This window comes from Rhodococcus sp. IC4_135, assembly GCF_011602025.1.
Classification (GTDB): Bacteria; Actinomycetota; Actinomycetes; order Mycobacteriales; family Mycobacteriaceae; genus Rhodococcus_F; species Rhodococcus_F baikonurensis.
The window spans coordinates 163,491-185,834 of record NZ_JAAOLG010000009.1 but is presented as its reverse complement, the minus strand read 5'-3'; the positions used below and the strand labels follow the sequence as shown (position 1 = coordinate 185,834).

Sequence of the window (22,344 nt, the reverse complement as noted above, 5' to 3'; positions counted from 1 at the left end):
GATGTTCAGCAAGTACTACGTCCCCGCCGGCTCTTCCGCCGACGGTGATTTCACGACAGTGGTCACACCGGAGTCCGCCGGGTGGACCGAATCCAGCTTGTGGACACTCGAACTCGCCCCTGGCACTGACGTCCACCTGCAGTCCGGTGAGAACGAGATAATCGTCGTTCCACTGGCGGGTTCAGCCGTGGTTGTTGCCGAGGGGACGGAGATTCCCCTGACTGGCCGCGCATCGGTTTTCGACGGTCCCAGCGATTTCGCGTACATAGGACGCGACGCCGACTACTCGGTCAGCAGCACGGGCGGAGGCCGCTTCGCCCTGTGCGGAGCGCGCGCCCGCGCCAAGCTTCCCCATCGATACGGTCCCGCGTCCGGAGTCGCGGTCGAACTTCGCGGCGCCGGAAACTGCAGCCGACAGGTCCACAACTTCGCCACCGCAGACACTTTCGAGGCAGACTCCATCATCGCGTGTGAGGTCATCACCCCCGGCGGGAACTGGTCGTCCTATCCCAGCCACAAGCACGACGAGAACAGCGATGTCGAATCGGCTCTGGAAGAGATCTACTACTTCGAGATCGACCGAAGCCCCACCGGCACCGAAGGGTTCGGCTACCACCGCGTGTACGGAACCGCCGAGCGACCAATCGAGGTGCTCGAGGAAGTTCGCTCCGGCGACGTCGTCCTCGTACCGCACGGCTATCACGGCCCGTCCATCGCAGCGCCGGGCCACCACATGTACTACCTCAACGTCATGGCAGGTTCGGGCGAGATCCGGGCGTGGAACATCTGTGACGATCCGCAACACACCTGGCTGCGTGGAAGCTGGGATCACCAGGACATCGACCCTCGACTGCCGTTGCAGTCCCACAACTGACGGAAGTGAAAGCTGTGGCACCCACCGACAACGCAACCGGCAATCGTCTACCTCGCGACGAGCCGACCGTACACCTCACCGTTTCTCAAGCTGTCGTACGCTTCCTTGCCAACCAGTACACCGAACGCGACGGCCAGCGCACCAAACTGTTTGCCGGATGCTTCGGGATCTTCGGGCACGGCAACGTCGCCGGGTTGGGGCAGGCACTTCTGCAGGCCGAGATCCAAGATCTCGACGCCGGCCGTGAGCCGACGCTCCCCTACGTGCTCGGCCGCAACGAACAGGCGATGGTGCACTCGGCGGTCGCCCACGCCCGCATGAAGGACCGCCTGCAGACGTGGGCGGTCTCGTCCAGCGTCGGCCCGGGCGCCACCAACATGATCACCGGCGCTGCCCTGGCCACCATCAATCGTCTCCCTGTATTACTTCTGCCCGCAGACACTTTCGCGACCCGAGCCAGTGCCCCGGTCTTGCAGGAACTCGAACTCCCGTCGAGCGGTGACGTCACAGTCAACGACGCTTTCAAACCGGTCTCACGATACTTCGATCGAGTATGGCGCCCGGAACAGTTGCCGAGCGCTCTACTGGCCGGGATGCGCGTTCTCACCGACCCCGTCGAAACCGGCGCAGTCACCATCGCCATCCCGCAGGACGTACAGGCCGAGGCTTTCGACTGGCCCGAGTCGTTCTTCGCCGAACGAGTCTGGCACGTGGCCCGCCCGCTCCCCGAGCGATCGGTGATCGAACGCGCCGCCGCGATCATCCGTTCGGCTCGCAAGCCGCTGATCGTCGCCGGCGGCGGCGTGATCTACAGCCAGGCCACGGCCTCACTGGCAGCGTTCTGCGCGCAGACCGGAATCCCCGTGGGGCAGAGCCAGGCCGGCAAGGGTTCGTTGGTCTACGACCATCCACAATCCGTCGGGGCGGTAGGGTCCACCGGCACCACGGCTGCAAACGCGTTGGCCACCGAGGCGGACGTCGTCATCGGAATCGGCACGCGGTACAGCGATTTCACGAGCGCGTCCCGCACCGCCTTCACCAATCCCGACGTTCGCTTCGTCAACATCAACGTTGCGTCTCTCGACTCGGTGAAGCAGGGCGGTGTCAGTGTTGTCGCCGACGCTCGTGAGGCACTCGACGCTCTGGCGATCGCACTGAACGACTACCGGGTGGAGGACGAGTACGCGGCCAGGATCGGTGAACTCGCCCGCAATTGGGATGCGATCGTCGAATCCGTCTACAACCCAGCCGAACCCGCGGCTGACGGCTCACTGAATCAGAATCAGGTCATCGGCCTGGTCAACACGTTGTCCGATGCACGTGACGTCGTGGTGTGCGCTGCCGGGTCCATGCCGGGTGACCTCCACAAGCTGTGGCGTACTCGCGATTCGAAGGGATATCACGTCGAATACGGATACTCCTGCATGGGATACGAAGTTGCCGGCGGTCTGGGCGTCCGGATGGCTTGTCCCGATCGCGACGTGTTCGTCATGGTCGGCGACGGTTCCTATCTGATGATGGCCACCGAATTGGTCACCGCCGTGCAGGAACGCCTCAAGGTCATCGTCGTCCTGGTGCAGAATCACGGATTCGCCTCCATCGGTTCACTGTCCGAGTCGCTCGGTTCCCAGCGCTTCGGCACGCAGTATCGCTACCGCTCGAATGACGGACGGCTCGACGGAGGGGTGCTCCCGGTCGATCTGGCCGCAAACGCCGCCAGCCTCGGCGTCGACGTCATCCGCGCCAACACCGCTGCCGAGTTCGCCGATGCGATCAAGGTCGCGAAAGCCAGTGAAACCAGCACTGTCATCCACGTCGAAACCGATCCGCTGATCGGCGCCCCCGACAGCGAATCCTGGTGGGATGTACCGGTATCGGCCACCTCCGAACTGGAATCGACCAAGAACGCTCGGACAACCTACGAGTCCTGGAAGAAGATCCAGCGACCGTATCTACGTCCATCCGACTGACCACACCCCAGACTTTGCCCGCGAAAGGAATCTAGACATGAGCGCGATTCGCGTCGGATCAGCCCCCGACTCCTGGGGCGTGTGGTTTCCGGACGACCCTCAGCAGACCCCGTACACGCGATTCCTCGACGAGGTGTCCGCGTCGGGATATGAATGGATCGAACTCGGTCCGTTCGGATACCTTCCGACCGATCCAGCCAAGCTGACTGACGAACTCGGAGCACGCGGCCTCAAGCTTTCGGCCGGTACCGTTTTCGAACACCTGCACCAGGACGATTCCTGGGATGCCGTCTGGAATCAGATCAAGGACGTCGCCAAGTTGACCGCAGCCGTCGGCGGCAAGCACGTAGTGGTCATACCCGAGATGTGGCGCGATCCTTCCACCGGAGTGGTACTCGAGGATCGAAATCTGACTCCCGAGCAGTGGCGCAAGAAGACCGACGGCATGAACGCTCTCGGCAAGGCGATGCTCGAGGAGTACGGCGTCATGGCGCAGTACCACCCTCATGCCGACAGCCATGTCGATATCGAGGACAACGTCTACAAGTTCCTCGAAGGTACAGACGGGCGTTTCGTGAACCTGTGCCTCGATACCGGCCACATCAGCTACTGCGGCGGCGACAATCTCGCCATCATCAACAAGCATCCGGAGCGCATCGGGTACCTGCACCTCAAGCAGGTGGATGCGGCGATCGTCGCCAAGGTGGAGGCGGAGGACCTGCCGTTCGGCGAAGCCGTCAAACTCGGCGCGATGATCGAACCACCGCGTGGAATCCCGGACATGCCGCCGCTTCTGGAGGCCATCGAGAAGCTCGGCATCGACGTGTTCGCGATCGTCGAGCAGGACATGTATCCCTGCCATCCCGACACACCGCTGCCCATCGCACAGCGCACTCAGAAATACCTGTCCACCTGTGGCGTCCCCGCCGTCCGTTTCAGCTGAGCAACACAATCGAGGAGTACCACCGCATGTCTGACAACCAGGATCTCCGGATCGCAGTGCTCGGCGTCGGCATCATGGGGGCCGATCACGTCGACCGCATCACCAACAAAATCGGCGGTGCCCGAGTCACTGTCGTCAACGACTACTCTCTTGCCCGCGCCGAGGAAATCGCAGCATTGACGCCGGGGTCACGCGTCGTCGTCGATCCGTTCGATGCCATCGCAGCCGACGACGTCGACGCCGTTGTGCTCGCAACCCCGGGCCCGACCCATGAGAAGCAGGTACTTGCCTGCCTCGAAGCAGGCAAGCCGGTTCTCTGCGAGAAGCCGCTGACCACCGACGCGGACAGTTCGCTGGCGATCGTCAAAGCCGAAGCAGCGCTGGGAAAGAGACTGATCCAGGTTGGTTTCATGCGCCGGTTCGACCACGAATACACCCAGCTCAAGGATTTGATCGACAGCGGCGATCTCGGTCGCCCTCTCGTTGTGCACTGCGCGCACCGCAATCCTGCGGTTCCGAACGGCTTCGACAGCGCGATGATCGTCAAGGACTCACTCGTCCACGAGGTCGACGTGACGCGATTCCTGCTCGACGAAGAGATCACCTCGGTGCAGATAATTCGGCCGTCTGCGAATTCGCTTGCTCCCGAGGGCATTCAAGACCCACAGATCGCGATATTCGAGACCGAGTCCGGTAGACACGTCGACGCCGAGGTGTTTGTCACCACCGGAGTTGCCTACGAGGTGCGCACCGAAGTTGTCGGCGAACTCGGAAGCGCGATGATCGGACTCGACGTGGGACTGATCCGAAAGACCAAGCCCGGAAACTGGGGTGGGCAGATCACCCCAGGATTCCGCGAACGCTTCGGGCAGGCATACGACACCGAGTTCGCCCGGTGGATCAAGGCAGTGAAGACGGGCGCCGGCACCGGCAACTACATCGACGGACCAGGTGCCTGGGACGGGTACGCCGCGGCCGCTGTCTGCGCCGCTGGCGTGAAGTCTCTGGAGACGGGTCAACGCGTCGTCGTGGACATGGTTGCGCGCGACTCTGTGGCCGGAGCGTAGCGATGAAGGTCGCACTCGATCCGACACCGTTCCATCACGATTACTCGCTGCTGGAGCTTCCCCGAGTTGTTGCCGATCTCGGGTACGAGTACCTGCAGCTCACACCGCACGTCGACATGATCCCGTTCTTCAATCACCCGAAAGCCGACGACGCGCTCGTCGCCGAGTTCCGGAAGGCCTGCGCGAGTGCGGGAGTCGGCATCGCGTCGGTGCTCCCGGTCCTTCGGTGGTCCGGCCCGGACGAGGACGCTCGCGAAGCAGCAGTGCGTTACTGGAAGCGGGCCATCCAGATCACGGTCGATCTCGGTGTCAACGTCATGAACACCGAATTCTCCGGCCGCCCCGAGAAGGCCGAAGAGTCCGAGCGTGCGTTCTATCGTTCGATGGAGGAACTGCTTCCGATCATCGAACGCGAGGGGATCGACGTCCTGATCGACCCGCACCCGGACGATTTCGTCGAAGACGGACTTGCCGCGATCCGCACGATCCGTGGCGTGAACTCCAAGAACCTCGGCATGGTGATCGTGGCGTGCCACCAATTCCACATGGGTGGGGACCTTCCCGCCATCATGGAGGCCGCCGGCGACATGGTCCGTCTCGTACATGTGGCAGACACCATGGATCATCACCGTTCCCACGGACTTCGCTACATCACCAATCCGCCAGGCTATGCCGTTCGAGTGCATCAACACCTCAAAATGGGGGACGGAGACGTCAACTGGGACGAATTCTTCGGCGGCCTCGGCAAACTCGGCTTCTACGATCGTGACAACACCGTGATGGTGTCGAGCGTCTTCGCCGAGAACGAAAACGCACACGAGGTTTCCCGGTACCAGCGCGAGACGATGAACGACTATGTCGCCAAGTACACCTCCCCGAACTCCTGAGCCACCAGACCACTAGGAAATACCATGACCAGCACTGATACTCGTGTCATCGCGCACTGGTTGGACGGCAAGTCGTTCGCCGGAACATCCGAGAACACCGCCCCCGTCACCAACCCCGCCACCGGACAGATCACCGGCCGACTCGCCCTGGCGAACCTCGAGGACGCCCGCGCTGTCATCGACGCTGCTGCGGCGGCCTTCCCCGCCTGGCGCGACACCTCCCTGGCTCGGCGCACACAGATACTGTTCAACTTCCGCGAACTCCTCAACGCTCGCAAAGGCGAACTCGCCGAGATCATCACAGCCGAGCACGGCAAGGTCCTCTCCGACGCTCTCGGCGAAATCAGCCGCGGACAAGAGGTAGTCGAATTCGCCTGCGGAATACCGCATCTCCTCAAGGGCGGATACACCGAGAATGCATCGACCAAGGTCGACGTGTACTCCATCCGCCAACCCCTCGGCCCCGTCGGCATCATCTCGCCCTTCAACTTTCCCGCGATGGTCCCCATGTGGTTCTTCCCGGTCGCCATCGCCGCCGGGAACACCGTGATTCTCAAGCCCTCGGAGAAGGACCCCACCGCGGCGGTCTGGCTCGCCGAACTCTGGGCCGAAGCCGGTCTGCCTCCCGGCGTCTTCAACGTCCTCCAAGGTGACAAGCTCGCCGTCGACGAACTCCTGGAAAACAAAGCAGTCAAAGCGATTTCGTTTGTCGGATCCACCCCCATCGCCCAGTACGTCTATGCCACCGGCACCGCCAACGGCAAACGCGTGCAAGCACTCGGCGGCGCCAAGAATCACGCCATCGTTCTGCCGGACGCCGACCTCGACCTTGCCGCCGACGCAATGGTCAACGCCGGATTCGGCTCCGCGGGCGAACGGTGCATGGCGATCTCCGCCCTGGTCGCAGTCGGCGACATCGCCGACGAACTGGTCGCCAAGATCGTCGAGCGCACCACTCCCCTCGTCACCGGTGACGGCACCAAGAACTCCGACATGGGTCCGCTCGTCACCAAGGCCCACCGCGACAAGGTCGCCTCCTACGTCGATGCCGGCGAGAAGGACGGCGCCACCATCGTGGTCGACGGACGCACAGTCCAGGCCGATGGTGGACCGGACGGCTTCTGGCTGGGGCCCACCCTCATCGACAATGTCACTACCGACATGTCGATCTACACCGACGAAATCTTCGGACCTGTCCTCTCCGTCGTGCGCGTCGATACCTACGACCAAGCCCTCGAACTGATCAACGACAACCCGTACGGCAACGGCACCGCCATCTTCACCAACGACGGTGGCGCTGCCAGACGCTTCCAGAACGAGGTGGAGGTCGGCATGATCGGCATCAATGTCCCCATCCCGGTTCCCATGGCCTACTACAGCTTCGGCGGCTGGAAGAACAGCCTCTTCGGTGACACCCACGCTCACGGGACCGAAGGTGTTCATTTCTTCACGCGAGGTAAAGCCGTCACCAGTCGCTGGCTCGACCCCAGCCACGGCGGTATCAACCTCGGCTTCCCCGAGAACAGCTAATCGGCAAGACATCTGTGGCCGAGAGTCTCGAAGAGGCTCGGCCACAGATGTTTTCGAGAGGTCTACACGACCGTGGGGTGGTACGTCAGTACCTGAACTCCGGATTCGTACCGACGATCGTCCTTCAACTCGAGGACGATCTTGTCGGCCGATTCGGGGAACACTCTCCCGCCGGACCCGAGAATGACCGGAAAGACCATCAGGCGCAGCTCGTCGACCAGACCGGCCAGCAACAACGCGTGGACGAGCGTCCGACTTCCCGCGACCAGGATTTCGCCGTCGATCTGCTCCTTCAGCTTCGGAACGGATTCCTCGATGGGACCGTCGAGGGCGGTCGAGTTGTTCCATTCGAGCGGCTCCGTCGAACTCGTGACGACGTACTTGGGCATCTCGTTCATCTTGTCCGCGAAGCCTTGGTCGTCCTCGCGGTCAGGCCAGGCACCGGCAAAGCTCTCGTAGGTCCGCCGACCGAGTAGAAGCACGTCCGCGGCGAGGGTTTCGTCGAGTTTGAACTTCATCTGATCGCCCTCCTGGTATGGAAAGACCCATCCAGAATGCGCATAGCCCGGTTCACCACCGGGCGCTTCCATGACCATGTCCAGAGACACGAATTCCGTCACCACGATCTTGCCCATACCGATCCCCTGTCGTCAGTGTTCCTGCACCGTGCGAGTAGTCGACTACCCCACTGTTACAGACTCTGGTTGGTCGGGGAACTCATCGACGGCAATCGGCAGCGTCAGCACCCGAAGAGTCAGCACACAACCCAGGCGCCGTTCTCTTTGATCAACGTGATGTCCTCGCGCATCATCCGGGACGGATCCTCGGTGCTGTAGTGGCGAGTGTCAGCCGTCGCCGAATCCCCGTTCACCACGATGTTCTCCACACCGTCCAGCCTCAGACTGGCAAGTGTGTCGTCGAATGGCGACTCGTCGACCCGCGGACTCTCACTGCGCATCGAACTGCACTGAGTGCTGTCCACTGCCTCCCAGTCCCTTGCCGCCATGAATTCGAAACTCTTACCGACGACTGCCGAAATTTGACTCTCGGCCGACGGCTCCGACTCGCCGGAGCACCCCACCGCAGCGGCCAACGCTCCGAGGACTGTCATTGCCGCGAGCGTCCGGCGTCCGCGTATACCTGCGAGGTTCATCCGTCCACTATGCCCGATCTACAAACCGAATCGTCTGTTTTCGATCTCCGCGCTAGCGTGGCGATTCGGACGTTCCCTCCGGTTCGCATACCCTCGTATATCGATGATGTGGCGTCGAAAGTGTGCAGTGGCAGTTGCCGGAACAGTGCTCTCAGGAAGCATTGCGTTCACCGGTGTCGTAGGGACCTCGGGAATCGCCGGCGCCCAACCGGCCCCGCCGCCGCCCACCACCACCGAGGCTCCGTTCACCACACCCAACACCGACAGCTGCCCGTTCACCAGTCTCCCGGCGCCGGCGATCGATCTCTCCGAAGCACCCGCGCCCGGATCCACGGCACCCACCGCTGTCCCGATTCCGGAAAGCCCCGTCGGTGGAGACAAACTCGGCGAGTGCGGCGTCGTACTTCCAGACGGCGCTCCCCCGCTCCCGGCCGATATCGCGGCATCCGGATGGGTACTCGCGGATGCCGAGACCGGTGAAGTCCTCGCCGCCAAAGATCCGCACGGTCGCTACCGACCGGCCAGCACCATCAAGATGCTGTTGGCTCTCGTCGCACTCGACGAACTCGATCTCGACACCGAAATCACCGCAACCGCCGAAGACGCGGACGCTGAAGGTAGCGCTGTCGGCATCGGCAAGGGCGGCAAGTACACCAACCGGCAACTGATGCAGGGTCTGGTCATGGCGTCGGGAAACGATGCCGCACATGCTCTTGCCCGCCAACTCGGCGGTGACGCTGCGGCCGTGTCGAAGATGAACGCCCTCGCCGCCGACCTCGGCGCCCTCGACACCCGCACGGCAACTCCATCCGGACTCGACGGCCCGGGCATGAGCAGCTCGCCGTACGACCTGGCCGTGATCTTCCATACCGCCCTGCAGAATCCGACGTTTGCCGGTCTGATCCATACCGAAACCGTCGAGTTTCCCGGCTTCCCCAAGGATCCGACGATTCCTGACGATCAGGACCGCCCTGGATTCACACTGGCGAACGACAACCAGTTGCTCTACAACTACGACGGCGCTTTGGGCGGCAAGACCGGCTTCACCGACGACGCCCGCCACACGTACGTGGGTGCTGCGGAGCGCAACGGCCGGAAACTACTGGTGACATTGATGGGCGGCGAAGCCAAGCCGATCCGTCCGTGGGAACAGGCTGCCCGTCTTCTCGATTACGGCTATGCGCTCCCCGCGAGCACAACCGTCGGCTCGTTGACGGACCGATCCACCGACGACGCCACGCCCGACGTCACTCGCACACCGTCTGCCGCCGCACCAGGATCGATCTCGGCAGCACCCACCGCTACCGACGCCGAGTCGGACACCACTGACCGCATCCTCGTCGGTGCTGTCGGCGCAGTAGTGGTGATCGCGTTGGTGGCGGGAGCAGTTGCTCTCAACCGTCGAAGGCGCTAGCGCGGCCGACGACGCATGAAGCCCGAAAGTCCCAGACCTGCAACCGCACCCGTGGCGATCAACGCAGCCACGCGCGATGGTGAAGCCCCGTCACTGACAACGATTCGGGGCGAGATCACGGCCGGGTCCGGCGGTGGAACGAACGCCAGAGCCATGCTTTCCTTGGTCGTCGCCGCCCACGCCGTGCAGAACAGCAGCATCCTCGACGCCGTGAAGACGAACACGAGCAAACCGATGATCGGGCCGAATGCCACGCCCGCCGGGCCGCTGGTGACGGCCGCGAGGTAGATCGCACCTACCTGCTTGAAGATCTCGAACACGACCGCGGCGATAAGCGCTGCCTGCGCGGCGCTACGCAGCGTGACAGGCTCGCGCGGTAGCCGGGCAATCACCCACAGGAACACCGCCCACGTCGCCAGGAGTGAGAGCACCAGTGAAACGACTCTGAGCCCGACTCCGACACCGGTGATGTTCTCGAGGTTGAGCCATTTGAGGATCTGAGTCGCAACCGGCCCGCTACTCAAGGCCGACATGCCCAGCGAGACGACCATGGCGAGAGCCAGACCGATCAGGGCACCAGCGTCACCGAGCTTGGTACGCAGGAAACCCTTCGGCTCGCGCTTGCTCTCCCACATCGCCGTCAGTGCGTCACGAACATTGGCCATCCAACCGAGACCCGCGTACGCGGCACCCAGGAGACCGAAGATTCCGACGCTCGCGCGCGAGTCGATGGCCGAATCGATCAGCGTGTTGATGGTGTCACCCAAGCTGCCCGGAATGCTCTTGGTGATCTGCTCCTGAATCGACTCCAAGTACTCGGGATGCCCGGCCAATACGAAGCCGGCCACGGCAAACGCGACCATCATGATCGGAATCAGTGCGAGAACACTGAAGTACGTGATTCCTGCAGCGTAGTAATCGCCTTTTTGCTCTTGGAACCGTCCAGCCGCGCGAACCAGATGATCGAGCCATGGTCGCGCTGCCCGTTGCTTCTCGAGAAAGCTCGGTGCGTCGTCGTCCGTGTCAGCCATTGCCGTCCCCCTCATGTTCGGTCAGGCGTCGTGAGTCCGAATTCGCGTCGGTCAGCCCTTCGGTGCCAGGAATCCGACCTTGTCATAGACAGCAGCGAGAGTGCGTGAAGACACCTCACGGGCGCGGTGCGCTCCGGCCGCGATGATGCGATCCAGCTCCGCCTCGTCGGCAAGGTAACCGTCGACCTTCGCCTTGAGCGGGGTGACGAACTCGGTCAGCACATCAGCGGTATCGGTCTTGAGGTCGCCGTACCCCTTGCCCTCGTAGCCGGCCACCAGAGTCTCGATCGGTACTCCCGAGAGAGCCGACTGAATGGTGAGCAGGTTGCTCACGCCCGGTTTGGCCTGCGGATCGAAGCGAATCTCGCGCTCGTTGTCGGTGACCGCCGACTTGATCTTCTTCGCCGACACCTTGGGATCGTCGAGCAGATTGATCAGTCCGGCTGCACTGGCAGCGGACTTGCTCATCTTCGCGGTCGGATCCTGCAGGTCGTAGATCTTTGCCGTGCCCTTGATGATCTGCGGTTCGGGAACAACGAACGCCTTGCCGTAGCGCGTATTGAACCGGCCGGCCAGATCGCGTGCGAGTTCGAGGTGCTGACGCTGATCCTCACCGACCGGAACTCGCTGCGGGCGGTACAGAAGAATGTCCGCGGCCATCAGAACCGGATACGTGAACAAACCGACACTGGCGTTGTCGCTGCCTTGTTTGGCGGACTTGTCCTTGAACTGCGTCATACGGCTGGCTTCACCGAAACCGGTGATGCAGTTCAGGACCCACGCCAACTGCGCATGCTCGGGAACCTGACTCTGCACGAACAGCGTCGCCCGATCGGGATCGATACCCACTGCAAGCAACTGAGCGATCGCCACCTTGGTGCGACGACGCAGTTCCTTCGGGTCCTGCGTCACCGTGATGGCGTGAAGATCCGGAATGAAGTAGAAAGCGTCGAAATCGTCCTGCAACGGAACCCACTGCTGCAGCGCGCCCAGGTAGTTGCCGAGGTGGAAAGAATCCGACGTCGGCTGGATTCCGGAAAGCACGCGAGGCTTTGCGGTGGGCTTCTGTTCTGCAGGGGTCGACATGGTTCCGATCTTTTCACGAGTGGAAATCAGTGCAGTGGCGTGGTGCCCGGGTAGGTGAGTTCGACGAGGTCGTCACCGCGGGCAGTGAGGTCGTCCGCGCCGAATTGGTAGACGGTCCGGAAAACGACGGGTTCCCATTCTTCGGCGTAGAAGTCCATCGTTTCGCGGAACCACTCCAACTGATCCTGTTGCTCGGACAGTAGAGAACCCGCACCGCGGACCACAACTACATATCCGGCGCCGAGTCCGAGTACGTCGTCGAGATCGCGCATGACATCGTCGAAAGCGTCTTTGTTGCGCCCGAAGTGGGACGGAAACTGGAAGGCCGCCGCGAACTCGTCGAAGAGCTGCGCCGTTGTTCGCATGTTCTCTCCGCGAACCACCCGAACGACAAAATTCTCGCCACGGAGTTCCCGTGCAAGATCATCCGCAACGGCCGGGTCGCCCTGCAGCGCCACCGAAGCCACATCCGAAGACGGATCCAGCCACTGCACCACGCTGACCGTGGACGAGTCGGACATCAGCGAATCCTCACAAACGTGTCGTAGTGATCGAGGGTGTACCACGCCGAACCGTCGTTGCCGGTGACGATCCGCTCGGCATCGCGACCTTGGCCGTTCTTCTTCGCGTTGACGTCCCATTCCTGGTAGACGACACGTCCGCCACCGGCACCGACCGCGGGTAGACGCCCTTCGCTGTTGCGGAAGGTGATGCCGCCCTTCGTGCCCGGCGCATTGGCGGAATCCGGCCACCGCCCGGCGTCGATCTCCACCAGCGTGGCGAGAACCCGCGCCGGCGCATCAGTGCTTGCCTGCTGCGTTGTCTTTGCAGCGGAACTCGACGGCTCGGAACTCGACGGCGCAGCCTTGGTAGTTGCACCCGGTTTGGCTCGAGCACTCGAAGGCTGGACACTCGCGGACTTCGTAACCGACGACGATGACGCCGAAGATGCCGAACTGTCGGAATCCCGCGAAGACAGGGTGACCGCCAGCACGAGTGCCACCACCGCCACAACAACCGTGATGATGGCGTTGCGCGTCTTTGCGCTCGGCATTTTCAGACCTTCAGGCATGCGCGTCCCTACCGGTACGAGACGGTGACAGGTGCGTGATCCGACCATCGGAGGTCGTAGGACTCAGCGCGTTCGACGACCGCGACCTTGGCCCGCTCGGCGTATCCGCGGGTGGCAACCTGGTAGTCGATACGCCAACCCGAATCGTTGTCGAAGGCCTTGCCGCGGTACGACCACCACGAGTACGGACCGTCGACACCCGGATGGAGGGTGCGGAAGACATCGACCCACGCGGAATCTTCGGCGAACAGCAGATCCATCCAGGCGCGCTCCTCGGGAAGGAATCCCGAAGACTTCTTGTTGGTCTTCCAGTTCTTGAGGTCGAGTTCGGTGTGCGCGATGTTCCAATCGCCACTGACCACCACGTGACGATCGGCAGCCTCGGCCGCCGCAGCGGTGGTAGCGAGGTGAACTGCGAAGGACGCCATGAACCGCTCCTTCTCCTCCTGCTTCGGCGTGAGCGCCTCACCGGACGGCAGGTACAGGCTCGCGACGGTCAGATCCGCGAAGTCGGCTTCGATGTATCGGCCGGCGTCGAGAAACTCGTCGTCCCCGTGGCCGATCCGCACCGCGTCAGGCTCGGTACGTGAGAGCACCGCGACTCCGTTTCGTCCCTTCGCAGACGGCTCGGCGGAGACCAGGACCCATCCGTTGCCGAGCGCTGGTTCGAGAGTCTCGCGAAGCTGATCGTCCGACGCACGCGTTTCCTGAAGGCAGATGAAATCCGCCGACGTCTTCTCCAGCCAGTCGAGCATGCCCTTGCGGGCCGCTGCTCGAACGCCGTTGACGTTCACGGACGTGATGGTGTGGGGCGCAAGAATGTGGGAGTCAGCAGTTTGTGGCACGGCAAGCACCGTAGCCGATTCCACCGACGCGGATGGGCTCCCAGGTCAGCGCACGGCCCTACGCTGCAGAATCACCGCAACCGCCAGCACGACGAGACCTGCGACGGCCAGCAACGACCCAACTGCCGCCGGCGCGGTGTACCCGTAACCGGCCGCGATGACGACGCCGCCGATCCACGCTCCGAAGGCATTGGCGATGTTCAGCGCGGCGTGATTGAGAGAGGCAGCCAAGGTCTGAGCGTCCTCGGCGACATCCATCAACCGTGTCTGGAGGCCGGGAACCATCGAGGACCCGGCGAGCCCGATGAGGAAGACGAAGACAAGCGCCGTGTACGGATTGCGCACGGCGATCACGAAGACCGCGAGAATCACCACGAGGGATCCCATCGACAGGAACAAGCCCTTCATCAGTGCGCGATCCGCGAGGTATCCGCCGACGAAGTTCCCGGCCACCATGCCCAGTCCGTACAGCATGAGTGCGAGGGGAATGAACGAAGCGCCGAGCCCGGACACGTCGGTGAGAGTCGTACTGATGTAGGTGTAAACGGCAAACATGCCGCCGAATCCGACCATGCCCACGATCAAGGTCATCCACACCTGAACGCGGCCAAGCGCTCCGAGTTCGGTGATCGGATTCGTCACCGGCATACCGTCCAAACGCGGTATCCAGACGAACAGCGAAGCAACCGTTGCCACCCCGATTACGGCGACCAAGGCGAAGGCGCTGCGCCAGCCGAGTGCCTGGCCGATCCAGGCCGCGACCGGCACCCCGATCACGTTGGCCACGGAAAGGCCCATCATCACCATGGCCACGGCCTTCGCGCGTTTTCCTGGTTCGGCCAGGTGAGCTGCGACCAGTGCGGCGACTCCGAAGTAGGCGCCGTGCGGCAATCCGGCGACGAAGCGAGCCATCATCAGCGTCGTGTAGGAGGGCGCGAAAACCGAAGCGGCATTGCCGACGGTGAAAGCGACCATGAGTGCGATCAACAGCGTGCGGCGCGGTACTCGTGCGGTGAGTGCAGCGATCAGCGGAGCGCCGACGACAACGCCGAGCGCGTATGCGGAGATCACGTGGCCCGCGACGGGTTCCGAGACGCCGAGCCCGGATGCCATTTCCGGGAGCAATCCCATGGCGACGAACTCGGTGGTGCCGATACCGAAACCGCCGAGGGCGAGAGCGAGCATCGCCGGACCTCTGGTGGAACGAACCCCGGGAGTCGAGGTGTCAGAACGGGAGAGGGTAGACGAAGTCACTGATCAATTGTGGTCTCACATCTGGTTGAACTTCCAAGTGAGAGCGGGTGAGTTCACTCACGTGAGACCACGAACACAAATGGGACGCCCGGTTTCCCGGACGTCCCATCTGAAAGGTGAAGCGGTGAATCTACTTCGCGGCCATGGCCTTCTGCAGGTTCACGTCGAGTGCGCCGAGGAACTCCTCGGTGGTCAGGTAGCCCTGATCGCCGCCGACCAGCATCGAGAGGTCCTTGGTCATCTGGCCGCTTTCGACGGTCTTGATGACAACGTCTTCGAGCGCCTGCGCGAAGCCGATGACCTCAGGGGTGCTGTCGAGCTTGCCACGATGCTCGAGCCCGCGGGTCCACGCGAAGATGGACGCGATCGGGTTGGTCGAGGTGGGCTTGCCCTGCTGGTGCTGACGGTAGTGACGCGTCACGGTGCCGTGAGCAGCCTCTGCCTCACAGGTCTTTCCGTCCGGTGTCAGCAGAACCGACGTCATGAGGCCGAGCGAGCCGAAGCCCTGGGCCACGGTGTCGGACTGGACGTCGCCGTCGTAGTTCTTGCATGCCCAGACGTAGCCGCCCTCCCACTTGAGTGCGGAAGCGACCATGTCGTCGATGAGGCGGTGCTCGTAGGTCAGACCTGCGGCATCGAACTCAGCCTTGAACTCGGTCTCGTAGACGTGCTGGAAGATGTCCTTGAAGGCACCGTCGTACGCCTTGAGAATGGTGTTCTTGGTGGACAGGTACACCGGGTAGTTCTGCTGCAGTCCGTAGGTGAGCGACGCGCGAGCGAAGTCACGGATGGACGTGGTGAAGTTGTACTGCCCCTGGACGACGCCGCCCTCTTCGGGGAAGTTGACCAGTTCGTGCTCGATCGGTGCGCTGCCGTCCTCAGGCGTGTAGGTGATCATCACCTTGCCGGGGCCGGGGACCTTGAAGTCTGTGGCGCGGTACTGGTCGCCGAATGCGTGACGGCCGATGATGATCGGCTTGGTCCAGCCCGGAACGAGTCGCGGAACGTTGGAAATGATGATCGGTGCGCGGAAGATCGTGCCGCCGAGAATGTTGCGGATCGTTCCGTTCGGGGAACGCCACATCTTCTTGAGACCGAATTCCTCGACACGTGCCTCGTCCGGCGTGATCGTGGCGCATTTGACGCCGACGCCGTGCTTCTGGATCGCGTGCGCTGCGTCGATGGTGACCTGGTCGTCGGTCTCGTCGCGGTACTCGATACCGAGGTCGTAGTACTCGAGGTTCACATCGAGATACGGATGGATCAACTTGTCTTTGATGAACTGCCAGATAATGCGCGTCATCTCATCGCCGTCGAGTTCGACGACGGTGCCCTCAACCTTGATTTTGGACATGGGTGCTTCGCGTCCTCCTAGGAAGTTTCCCTGGTTACACGGTTGCGGTCACACTTTGTGAGTGGGTCCGCGAACGGTTCGATTATCAAACCTAGACGGTGTGGACTGATCTCGGGAGATGAGTCCCAAACAAGACAAGCGTACTGCTAACCCGTGAGGCTGCAACCGGCAGGTCCACCCACCGGTCTCTACTCGCGAGTAACTTTTGCCTGCTAGTGGGCTGCGTCGCTCTGTCTCGCGTGCGGTCGCGGCTCACATTTCGCCCCGTGTCAGGACTGCGCTCACTTCCCGGTAGAATCCGACTTGGTCATGAGTGCCAGCGTCAAGCCCCGGCTCGCTGGACGGCAACCCTCCAACCGCGGTGGGGTGCCCCGGGTGATGACCAGGTTTCCCGACGTGGATCTGCTCACGCAGTTCCACCGCAATTCGGGTGACAAGCGCGGGTCCGACAGGGACGGACCCCAGACCGGGCCGAGCCCCACGGAGGTAACTCAGTATGTGTCGCACTTGTAGATAGACCCCAGCACGGGGCGGCGATCCTTCGCCCCCGTCCGACATCTATCCGTCAGACCACTGGAGTGAACAAATCATGACCGACAACACAGCCGACGCCGCAGCAACTTCTGATCCGACCGCCAACTGGTCGTTCGAGACAAAGCAGGTGCACGCCGGGCAAACAGCGGACACCGCCACCAATGCGCGCGCTCTGCCGATCTACCAGACCACCAGCTACGTCTTCGACAGCACTGATCACGCTGCGGCATTGTTCGGCCTCGCCGAGCCCGGCAACATCTACACGCGGATCATGAATCCCACACAGGACGCCGTCGAGCAGCGCATCGCCGCCCTCGAAGGCGGAGTCGCCGCACTCCTGCTGTCCTCGGGTCAGGCTGCCGAGACCATCGCGATCCTCAACATTGCCGAGGCCGGCGACCACATCGTCTCCAGCCCGTACCTGTACGGCGGCACGTACAACCTCCTGCATTACACGCTTCGCAAGCTGGGCATCGAAGTCACGTTCGTCGAGGATCCCGACGATCTCGAGCAGTGGCGCGACGCCATTCGCCCGAACACGAAGGCCTTCTACGGCGAGACGATCGCCAATCCCAAGAACCACATCCTCGATCTCCCAGGAATCTCGTCGTTGGCCCACGAGAACGGTCTCCCGTTGATCGTGGACAACACCGTTGCGACGCCGTACCTGCTCCGCCCACTCGAGCACGGCGCCGATATCGTCGTTCACTCCGCCACCAAATACCTTGGCGGACACGGCACAGCGATCGCCGGCGTCATCGTCGACGGTGGCACCTTCGACTGGACGCAGGGTCGCCACACGAACTTCACGACGCCTGATCCCAGCTACCACGGCGTCACCTTCGCAGACCTCGGCGCGCCGGCATTTGCACTCAAGGCGCGCGTCCAGCTGCTGCGCGATCTCGGCTCCGCCGTGGCGCCCTTCAACGCGTTCCTCATCGCGCAGGGCATCGAAACCTTGAGCCTGCGCATCGAGCGTCACGTGTCCAATGCACAGAAGGTCGCCGAATTCCTCGACGGTCACGGCGAGGTGGCCTCCGTTTCCTACGCGGGACTCACCTCCTCACCATGGTTCGAACGCGGAAAGCAGCTGACGCCCAAGGGAACCGGCGCCATCGTCACCTTCGAACTGCCCGGCGGTATCGATGCGGGCAAGACGTTCGTCAACGCCCTGACGCTGCACAGCCACGTCGCCAACATCGGTGACGTTCGCTCACTCGTCATCCACCCCGCCTCGACGACGCATTCGCAGCTCACCCCCGAAGAGCAGCTAGCCTCCGGTGTCACACCCGGGCTCGTCCGCCTCGCGGTCGGCATCGAAGGAATCGACGACATCCTCGCCGATCTCACCGTCGGCCTGGCTGCGGTGGCAAACTCGTGACCGTGAACGAATTGGAGCCCAGGATCGACCTCCTCCCCCCGCCCGACGGCCGGGTGGGGTTCGTCGACATCGGTGCCTTGGAACTCGAGAGCGGCGCGGTACTCCCATCGGTTTCGCTCGCCGTTCAGCGGTGGGGTGAGCTGTCCCCGAACCGCGACAACGTCGTACTCGTCGAGCACGCACTGACCGGAGACTCACACGTCACCGGACCGATCTCCGCAAATCAGCCCTCCCCCGGCTGGTGGAACGGAATGGTCGGCGCCGGCGAACCGATCGACACGGGCGAATGGTGCGTCATCGCAACCAATGTCCTCGGTGGTTGTCGCGGCACGACCGGTCCCAGTTCGCTGGCCGACGACGGCAAGCCGTGGGGCAGCAGGTTCCCGGAGATTTCCATCCGGGATCAGATCGCAGCGGAGAAGAAGCTCGTCGATCTTCTCGGGATCGACCAGTTGGCCTCGGTAGTCGGCGGATCCATGGGCGGCATGCGCACGCTCGAATGGGCAGTAACCTACCCGGACAGCATTCGCTCCGCGTTGGTGCTCGCAACCGGTTCACGGGCCACTGCGGATCAGATCGGCACCCAGACGACGCAGATCGCTGCCATCGTGTCCGACCCGGACTGGCAGGGCGGTGACTACCACGGAACGGGGCGGGTACCTCGCGCCGGACTCGGCATCGCCCGTCGCATCGCGCACCTGACGTACCGCACCGAGTCCGAACTGGACGCGCGCTTCGAGAACTCCGCTCAGAACGACGAAAACCCTTGGAACGGTGGACGATACGCCGTCCAGAGTTACCTGGAACATCAGGCAGACAAGCTCGTCGACCGCTTCGACCCGAGCACGTACGTCCTCCTGACCGAGGCCATGAACCGGCACGACATCGGTCGTGGACGCGGCGGCGTTGCGGCGGCGTTGGCATCGATCACAGCGCCGGTCGTCGTGGGCGGCGTGGACTCGGATCGGCTGTATCCCCTTCGTTTGCAGGAGGAGATCGCCGACGGCATTTCCACGTGCTCCGGCCTCGAGATCCTCAAGTCCAAGGACGGCCACGACGGCTTCCTGACGGAGGCGGACGCTGTCGCCGGACTGCTGCGCCGAACGATGGAGTTCGCACGCACGGCCCGCTGATCCGGCACAGAGCCACATTTTCAGGATCCGTCAATGTCGGGAAAACCACAGCTGATCTGCAGGTTTTCCCGACATTTTCATTGGCGTGCCTGAGCTGGCGCGGCTAACATCGGCGAACGTGAATCAGCCATGCTCGACGCGCCTGCAGGCTACGTACATTCCCGAGCACATGTCCTTCGCGTTCTGGGGTGATGCAGACCCGGAAGCGCGACTGGCGGCGCTGGGGATGCCGACCGGGTCGCCGGGCATCTGCCGCCTCGCGATCCCGGTCGACGAGTCGATCGCAGCAACCGACGTCGAAGCGCAACTGCTCGACCTCGCCACCGCGGTCGACGCCCTGCACACCCTCGATGCACGTCGCGACGACCTCGGACCGTCGTTGCTCGCATGGAAGCGCGTCGTCGACACCGGCGCACATGACATTCCGACCGCAGCGCATGCAGCGATCGACCGCGACGACACGAAAATCAGAAGCGCCCGGTCCACGGTGGAATTGTTCACGCAAGCGCGCGTAGCCATCGAGAGTCTTCGCCGAGCACAGATTCAGGCGACATTGCGCCCGTATCAAGTGCACGGAGTTGCCTGGTTGACTGCATTGTCGGGTTCGGGCGGTGGAATTCTCGCCGACGAGATGGGTTTGGGCAAGACACTGCAAGCGATTTCGATGATCGCGATCCACGCGGACGACGGTCCGCATCTGGTCGTGTGTCCCACCTCGGTGATAGGAAACTGGCGCCGCGAGATCGAGCGATTCGCTCCGCATCTGCCACTACACGTTCATCACGGGACTGCTCGCACACTTCCCACTCGTGTCCCTGCCGGCACCACGGTTCTGACCAGCTACAGCGTCTTGCGTTCCGACGCAGCACAATTGGCCCCGATCCAGTGGAGTTCAGTGGTCTTCGACGAGGCACAACAGATCAAGAACCCCTCTTCCCTGGCAGCGAAAGCAGCAATGCAGTTGTCGGCCGACGTCAAGGTGGCGATGACGGGCACGCCGGTGGAGAACCGCCTCGAAGAATTGTGGTCGCTCTTTCGCGTCGCCAATCCCGAAGTCCTCGGAACTCGCGCACGTTTTCGCCAACGGTTTGCCGTACCGATCGAATCCGGTCGATCCCCCACCGCGGCGACCAGGCTTGCTGCGGTCATCGATCCTTTCATTCTGCGCAGAACCAAAGACACAGTGGCCAAGGATCTTCCGCCCAAGCAATTCTCCACCGTCTCGTGCACTCTGACGTCGGAACAAGCGCACATCTATCGGTCTGCTGTAGCAGATGCCTTCGACACCGGTTTGGGTACGGGAATTGCCCGGCGCGGCAACATCCTTGCGCTTCTGAGCACCCTCAAGCAGGTATGCAATCACCCGGCGCAGGTCACCGGCGATACGGACGACCTCTACGGAAGATCCGGAAAGCTCGACCGCGCAACGGAAATGATCGCCGAGATCGTCGATGACGGCGATCGCGCGCTGATATTCACGCAGTACCGGACCATGGGCGAGATGCTCTCGCGGCATCTGGGATCCGAGTTGGGAATCGGCGCAATCCCCTTCCTCCATGGCGGCCTGAACACCGACAAGCGAGACGCGATGGTCGACGCCTTCCAGAACGACGCGGATTCCCCGCCGGTTCTGATTCTGAGCCTGCGAGCCGCCGGCTTCGGCCTCAACCTCACGCGTGCGAGTCACGTCGTGCATTACGACCGGTGGTGGAATCCGGCCGTCGAAGATCAGGCAACCGACCGGGCACACCGCATCGGCCAGAAGCGCACCGTCAACGTCCACACCTTGGTGACCGGCGGAACCGTGGAGGACCACATCGCAGCGATGCACGAGTCCAAACGAGCTGTGGCCGATGCTGTTTCCGGGAACGTCGAGGCCGCGTTGGCCGATCTCCCCGACACCGAACTGCGTGAACTTCTCGAACTGGACGGCGCGGTGATCATCTGATGGCCAACGAATTCGGCGTCACCGCTTGGGGTCGAGCGTGGTTGCGGACGGTGGAGCGGACAGCGGCGTCCGGTCCGAACCCGTCCCTGCCGACAGCTCGTACCCTGGCACGCAACGGTTCCGTGGAGTTCACTGTCGCCTCGTCGGGGACCGTCGTAGCCGAGGTGAGCACCAAAGCAAAAACCTCGTCGGTGACGATCGGTGTCCCGCTCTGGACCAAATCCGAGATCGCTGCAGTGAAGAACCTTCTCCGCTCGGCTGGAAAGGCCAACAGATCCGTCTCGACCGGCGAGCTGCCGGACAGCATCGTCACCGAACTGCAGGCTCGAAATATCGCAGTCGCCGTTGATCTTTCGGAGTGCACAGCCAACTGCGACTGCTCAGGTCGACGCTCGCCGTGCGTTCACCATCTCGCCGCGATCTACGCCCTGGCCGGGCGAATCGACGAGGAACCTGCACTCGCGGTGACGTTGCGAAGTGCACCGGTCAAGGCTGGAAAGAAGTCGACATCCACACATCCGCCGGAGTGGATCCCTCTGAGTGATATCGACATTCGCTCGTTTTACGGGGACTGATCTTCTCAGTCGGTGCCGAGCGGATCGATGGTCAGGGCGAGCGTCGCGATCAACACACCCATGACGCCCATCGCCGCGGTGTCGAAGACCCTTCCACGCACCGCGAGCAGCCCCACACGATTCTCGGGAACGAACCACCGAGCAGCAGCACCGATGATGACGGCAACACCGAATACGAGGGCGCCGCGACGCCACCGGTCGGCCAGCACGAGAACAACGGCTGCCGCGATCACGGCGAGGACCGCGAGCATGGGCAGATTCTTCTTCGCGAGGCCGACCAGTGAGGACATCGG

At 62.8% G+C, this 22,344-nt stretch carries 21 protein-coding genes and 1 riboswitch; of the genes, 11 read left to right on the top strand and 10 right to left on the bottom strand.

Annotated elements, in window-relative coordinates:
* Position 1 precedes the first annotated feature (1 nt).
* The 6 genes from iolB to G8767_RS18275 are packed head-to-tail and all read left to right on the top strand — an operon-like array spanning position 2 to position 7,271.
* The gene (gene iolB / locus G8767_RS18300) at positions 2-874 is read left to right on the top strand and encodes a 5-deoxy-glucuronate isomerase (RefSeq protein ID WP_166811012.1); all 873 of its coding nucleotides are present in this window, start codon (positions 2-4) and stop codon (positions 872-874) included.
* 14 nt (positions 875-888) lie between these two features.
* Positions 889-2,844 carry a 3D-(3,5/4)-trihydroxycyclohexane-1,2-dione acylhydrolase (decyclizing) gene (gene iolD / locus G8767_RS18295; RefSeq protein ID WP_166811010.1) on the top strand — a complete coding sequence of 652 codons (1,956 nt, stop codon included), beginning with the start codon at positions 889-891 and terminating at the stop codon, positions 2,842-2,844.
* Between the two features lie 37 nt (positions 2,845-2,881).
* Complete coding sequence (locus G8767_RS18290) at positions 2,882-3,787, top strand: sugar phosphate isomerase/epimerase (RefSeq protein WP_166811008.1); 906 nt, start codon at positions 2,882-2,884, stop codon at positions 3,785-3,787.
* 26 nt (positions 3,788-3,813) lie between these two features.
* Positions 3,814-4,854 (top strand): Gfo/Idh/MocA family oxidoreductase, encoded by a 1,041-nt coding sequence (locus G8767_RS18285; RefSeq protein WP_166811006.1) that lies wholly within the window; start codon positions 3,814-3,816, stop codon positions 4,852-4,854.
* Between the two features lie 2 nt (positions 4,855-4,856).
* Positions 4,857-5,741 (top strand): sugar phosphate isomerase/epimerase, encoded by an 885-nt coding sequence (locus G8767_RS18280; RefSeq protein ID WP_166811003.1) that lies wholly within the window; start codon positions 4,857-4,859, stop codon positions 5,739-5,741.
* Positions 5,742-5,765: 24 nt separating this feature from the next.
* Entirely contained in the window at positions 5,766-7,271 is a 1,506-nt protein-coding gene (locus tag G8767_RS18275; RefSeq protein ID WP_166811000.1) for a CoA-acylating methylmalonate-semialdehyde dehydrogenase, read from the top strand.
* A gap of 62 nt (positions 7,272-7,333) precedes the next feature.
* Here G8767_RS18275 and G8767_RS18270 read toward each other — a convergent pair whose 3' ends face one another.
* Positions 7,334-7,906 carry a dihydrofolate reductase family protein gene (locus G8767_RS18270; protein ID WP_124566481.1) on the bottom strand — a complete coding sequence of 191 codons (573 nt, stop codon included), beginning with the start codon at positions 7,904-7,906 and terminating at the stop codon, positions 7,334-7,336.
* 119 nt (positions 7,907-8,025) lie between these two features.
* Complete coding sequence (locus tag G8767_RS18265) at positions 8,026-8,424, bottom strand: hypothetical protein (protein WP_166810996.1); 399 nt, start codon at positions 8,422-8,424, stop codon at positions 8,026-8,028.
* A gap of 103 nt (positions 8,425-8,527) precedes the next feature.
* Here G8767_RS18265 and G8767_RS18260 point away from each other — a divergent pair, with 103 nt between their 5' ends.
* Positions 8,528-9,838 (top strand): D-alanyl-D-alanine carboxypeptidase family protein, encoded by a 1,311-nt coding sequence (locus G8767_RS18260; protein ID WP_206029479.1) that lies wholly within the window; start codon positions 8,528-8,530, stop codon positions 9,836-9,838.
* Here G8767_RS18260 and yhjD read toward each other — a convergent pair.
* The 7 genes from yhjD to G8767_RS18225 all read right to left on the bottom strand — a co-directional run bounded on the left by yhjD (position 9,835) and on the right by G8767_RS18225 (position 16,480).
* A complete protein-coding gene (yhjD, locus tag G8767_RS18255) occupies positions 9,835-10,869 on the bottom strand; it encodes an inner membrane protein YhjD (protein WP_166810992.1) in 1,035 nt (344 codons plus the stop codon). The genes G8767_RS18260 and yhjD overlap by 4 nt on opposite strands.
* Before the next feature lie 51 nt (positions 10,870-10,920).
* Positions 10,921-11,955 (bottom strand): tryptophan--tRNA ligase, encoded by a 1,035-nt coding sequence (gene trpS / locus G8767_RS18250; protein ID WP_166810988.1) that lies wholly within the window; start codon positions 11,953-11,955, stop codon positions 10,921-10,923.
* A gap of 26 nt (positions 11,956-11,981) precedes the next feature.
* Complete coding sequence (locus tag G8767_RS18245) at positions 11,982-12,476, bottom strand: barstar family protein (RefSeq protein ID WP_124566483.1); 495 nt, start codon at positions 12,474-12,476, stop codon at positions 11,982-11,984.
* Positions 12,476-13,009: a ribonuclease domain-containing protein gene (locus tag G8767_RS18240; protein ID WP_095969267.1), complete on the bottom strand. Its 534-nt coding sequence runs from the start codon at positions 13,007-13,009 to the stop codon at positions 12,476-12,478. Before G8767_RS18240 ends, G8767_RS18245 begins: the two co-directional genes overlap by 1 nt.
* Before the next feature lie 26 nt (positions 13,010-13,035).
* Positions 13,036-13,881 (bottom strand): exodeoxyribonuclease III, encoded by an 846-nt coding sequence (locus tag G8767_RS18235; protein ID WP_346843009.1) that lies wholly within the window; start codon positions 13,879-13,881, stop codon positions 13,036-13,038.
* A 36-nt stretch (positions 13,882-13,917) separates the two neighbouring features.
* Positions 13,918-15,057, bottom strand: a complete 1,140-nt coding sequence (locus tag G8767_RS18230) for an MFS transporter (protein WP_095968990.1) — start codon at positions 15,055-15,057, stop codon at positions 13,918-13,920.
* A gap of 199 nt (positions 15,058-15,256) precedes the next feature.
* Positions 15,257-16,480 carry an NADP-dependent isocitrate dehydrogenase gene (locus tag G8767_RS18225; protein WP_003940772.1) on the bottom strand — a complete coding sequence of 408 codons (1,224 nt, stop codon included), beginning with the start codon at positions 16,478-16,480 and terminating at the stop codon, positions 15,257-15,259.
* 305 nt (positions 16,481-16,785) lie between these two features.
* Positions 16,786-16,926: riboswitch (SAM riboswitch) on the top strand.
* Positions 16,927-17,069: 143 nt separating this feature from the next.
* Here G8767_RS18225 and G8767_RS18220 point away from each other — a divergent pair.
* From G8767_RS18220 to G8767_RS18205, 4 genes are all read left to right on the top strand, one after another.
* A complete protein-coding gene (locus G8767_RS18220; protein WP_166810986.1) occupies positions 17,070-18,395 on the top strand; it encodes a bifunctional o-acetylhomoserine/o-acetylserine sulfhydrylase in 1,326 nt (441 codons plus the stop codon).
* Complete coding sequence (locus G8767_RS18215) at positions 18,392-19,528, top strand: homoserine O-acetyltransferase (protein WP_166810984.1); 1,137 nt, start codon at positions 18,392-18,394, stop codon at positions 19,526-19,528. The genes G8767_RS18220 and G8767_RS18215 overlap by 4 nt, the downstream gene beginning before the upstream one ends.
* 118 nt (positions 19,529-19,646) lie before the next feature.
* Entirely contained in the window at positions 19,647-21,476 is a 1,830-nt protein-coding gene (locus tag G8767_RS18210) for a DEAD/DEAH box helicase (protein WP_346843008.1), read from the top strand.
* Positions 21,476-22,051, top strand: a complete 576-nt coding sequence (locus tag G8767_RS18205) for a hypothetical protein (protein WP_166810982.1) — start codon at positions 21,476-21,478, stop codon at positions 22,049-22,051. Before G8767_RS18210 ends, G8767_RS18205 begins: the two co-directional genes overlap by 1 nt.
* Positions 22,052-22,056: 5 nt before the next feature.
* Here G8767_RS18205 and G8767_RS18200 read toward each other — a convergent pair whose 3' ends face one another.
* Positions 22,057-22,341, bottom strand: coding sequence for a DUF3017 domain-containing protein (locus G8767_RS18200; RefSeq protein ID WP_003940740.1), 285 nt, complete (start codon positions 22,339-22,341; stop codon positions 22,057-22,059).
* Positions 22,342-22,344: the final 3 nt, after the last annotated feature.

Excerpts from the sequence above, each read along its gene's own strand:
- iolB (WP_166811012.1), top strand. The coding sequence starts at position 2 with ATGTTCAGCAAGTACTACGTCCCCGCCGGCTCTTCCGCCGACGGTGAT.
- G8767_RS18290 (WP_166811008.1), top strand. The coding sequence starts at position 2,882 with ATGAGCGCGATTCGCGTCGGATCAGCCCCCGACTCCTGGGGCGTGTGG.
- G8767_RS18285 (WP_166811006.1), top strand. The coding sequence starts at position 3,814 with ATGTCTGACAACCAGGATCTCCGGATCGCAGTGCTCGGCGTCGGCATC.
- G8767_RS18280 (WP_166811003.1), top strand. The coding sequence starts at position 4,857 with ATGAAGGTCGCACTCGATCCGACACCGTTCCATCACGATTACTCGCTG.
- G8767_RS18275 (WP_166811000.1), top strand. The coding sequence starts at position 5,766 with ATGACCAGCACTGATACTCGTGTCATCGCGCACTGGTTGGACGGCAAG.
- G8767_RS18270 (WP_124566481.1), bottom strand. The coding sequence starts at position 7,906 with ATGGGCAAGATCGTGGTGACGGAATTCGTGTCTCTGGACATGGTCATG.
- G8767_RS18265 (WP_166810996.1), bottom strand. The coding sequence starts at position 8,424 with ATGAACCTCGCAGGTATACGCGGACGCCGGACGCTCGCGGCAATGACA.
- G8767_RS18260 (WP_206029479.1), top strand. The coding sequence starts at position 8,528 with ATGATGTGGCGTCGAAAGTGTGCAGTGGCAGTTGCCGGAACAGTGCTC.
- yhjD (WP_166810992.1), bottom strand. The coding sequence starts at position 10,869 with ATGGCTGACACGGACGACGACGCACCGAGCTTTCTCGAGAAGCAACGG.
- trpS (WP_166810988.1), bottom strand. The coding sequence starts at position 11,955 with ATGTCGACCCCTGCAGAACAGAAGCCCACCGCAAAGCCTCGCGTGCTT.
- G8767_RS18245 (WP_124566483.1), bottom strand. The coding sequence starts at position 12,476 with ATGTCCGACTCGTCCACGGTCAGCGTGGTGCAGTGGCTGGATCCGTCT.
- G8767_RS18240 (WP_095969267.1), bottom strand. The coding sequence starts at position 13,009 with ATGCCGAGCGCAAAGACGCGCAACGCCATCATCACGGTTGTTGTGGCG.
- G8767_RS18230 (WP_095968990.1), bottom strand. The coding sequence starts at position 15,057 with ATGCTCGCTCTCGCCCTCGGCGGTTTCGGTATCGGCACCACCGAGTTC.
- G8767_RS18225 (WP_003940772.1), bottom strand. The coding sequence starts at position 16,480 with ATGTCCAAAATCAAGGTTGAGGGCACCGTCGTCGAACTCGACGGCGAT.
- G8767_RS18220 (WP_166810986.1), top strand. The coding sequence starts at position 17,070 with ATGACCGACAACACAGCCGACGCCGCAGCAACTTCTGATCCGACCGCC.
- G8767_RS18205 (WP_166810982.1), top strand. The coding sequence starts at position 21,476 with ATGGCCAACGAATTCGGCGTCACCGCTTGGGGTCGAGCGTGGTTGCGG.
- G8767_RS18200 (WP_003940740.1), bottom strand. The coding sequence starts at position 22,341 with ATGTCCTCACTGGTCGGCCTCGCGAAGAAGAATCTGCCCATGCTCGCG.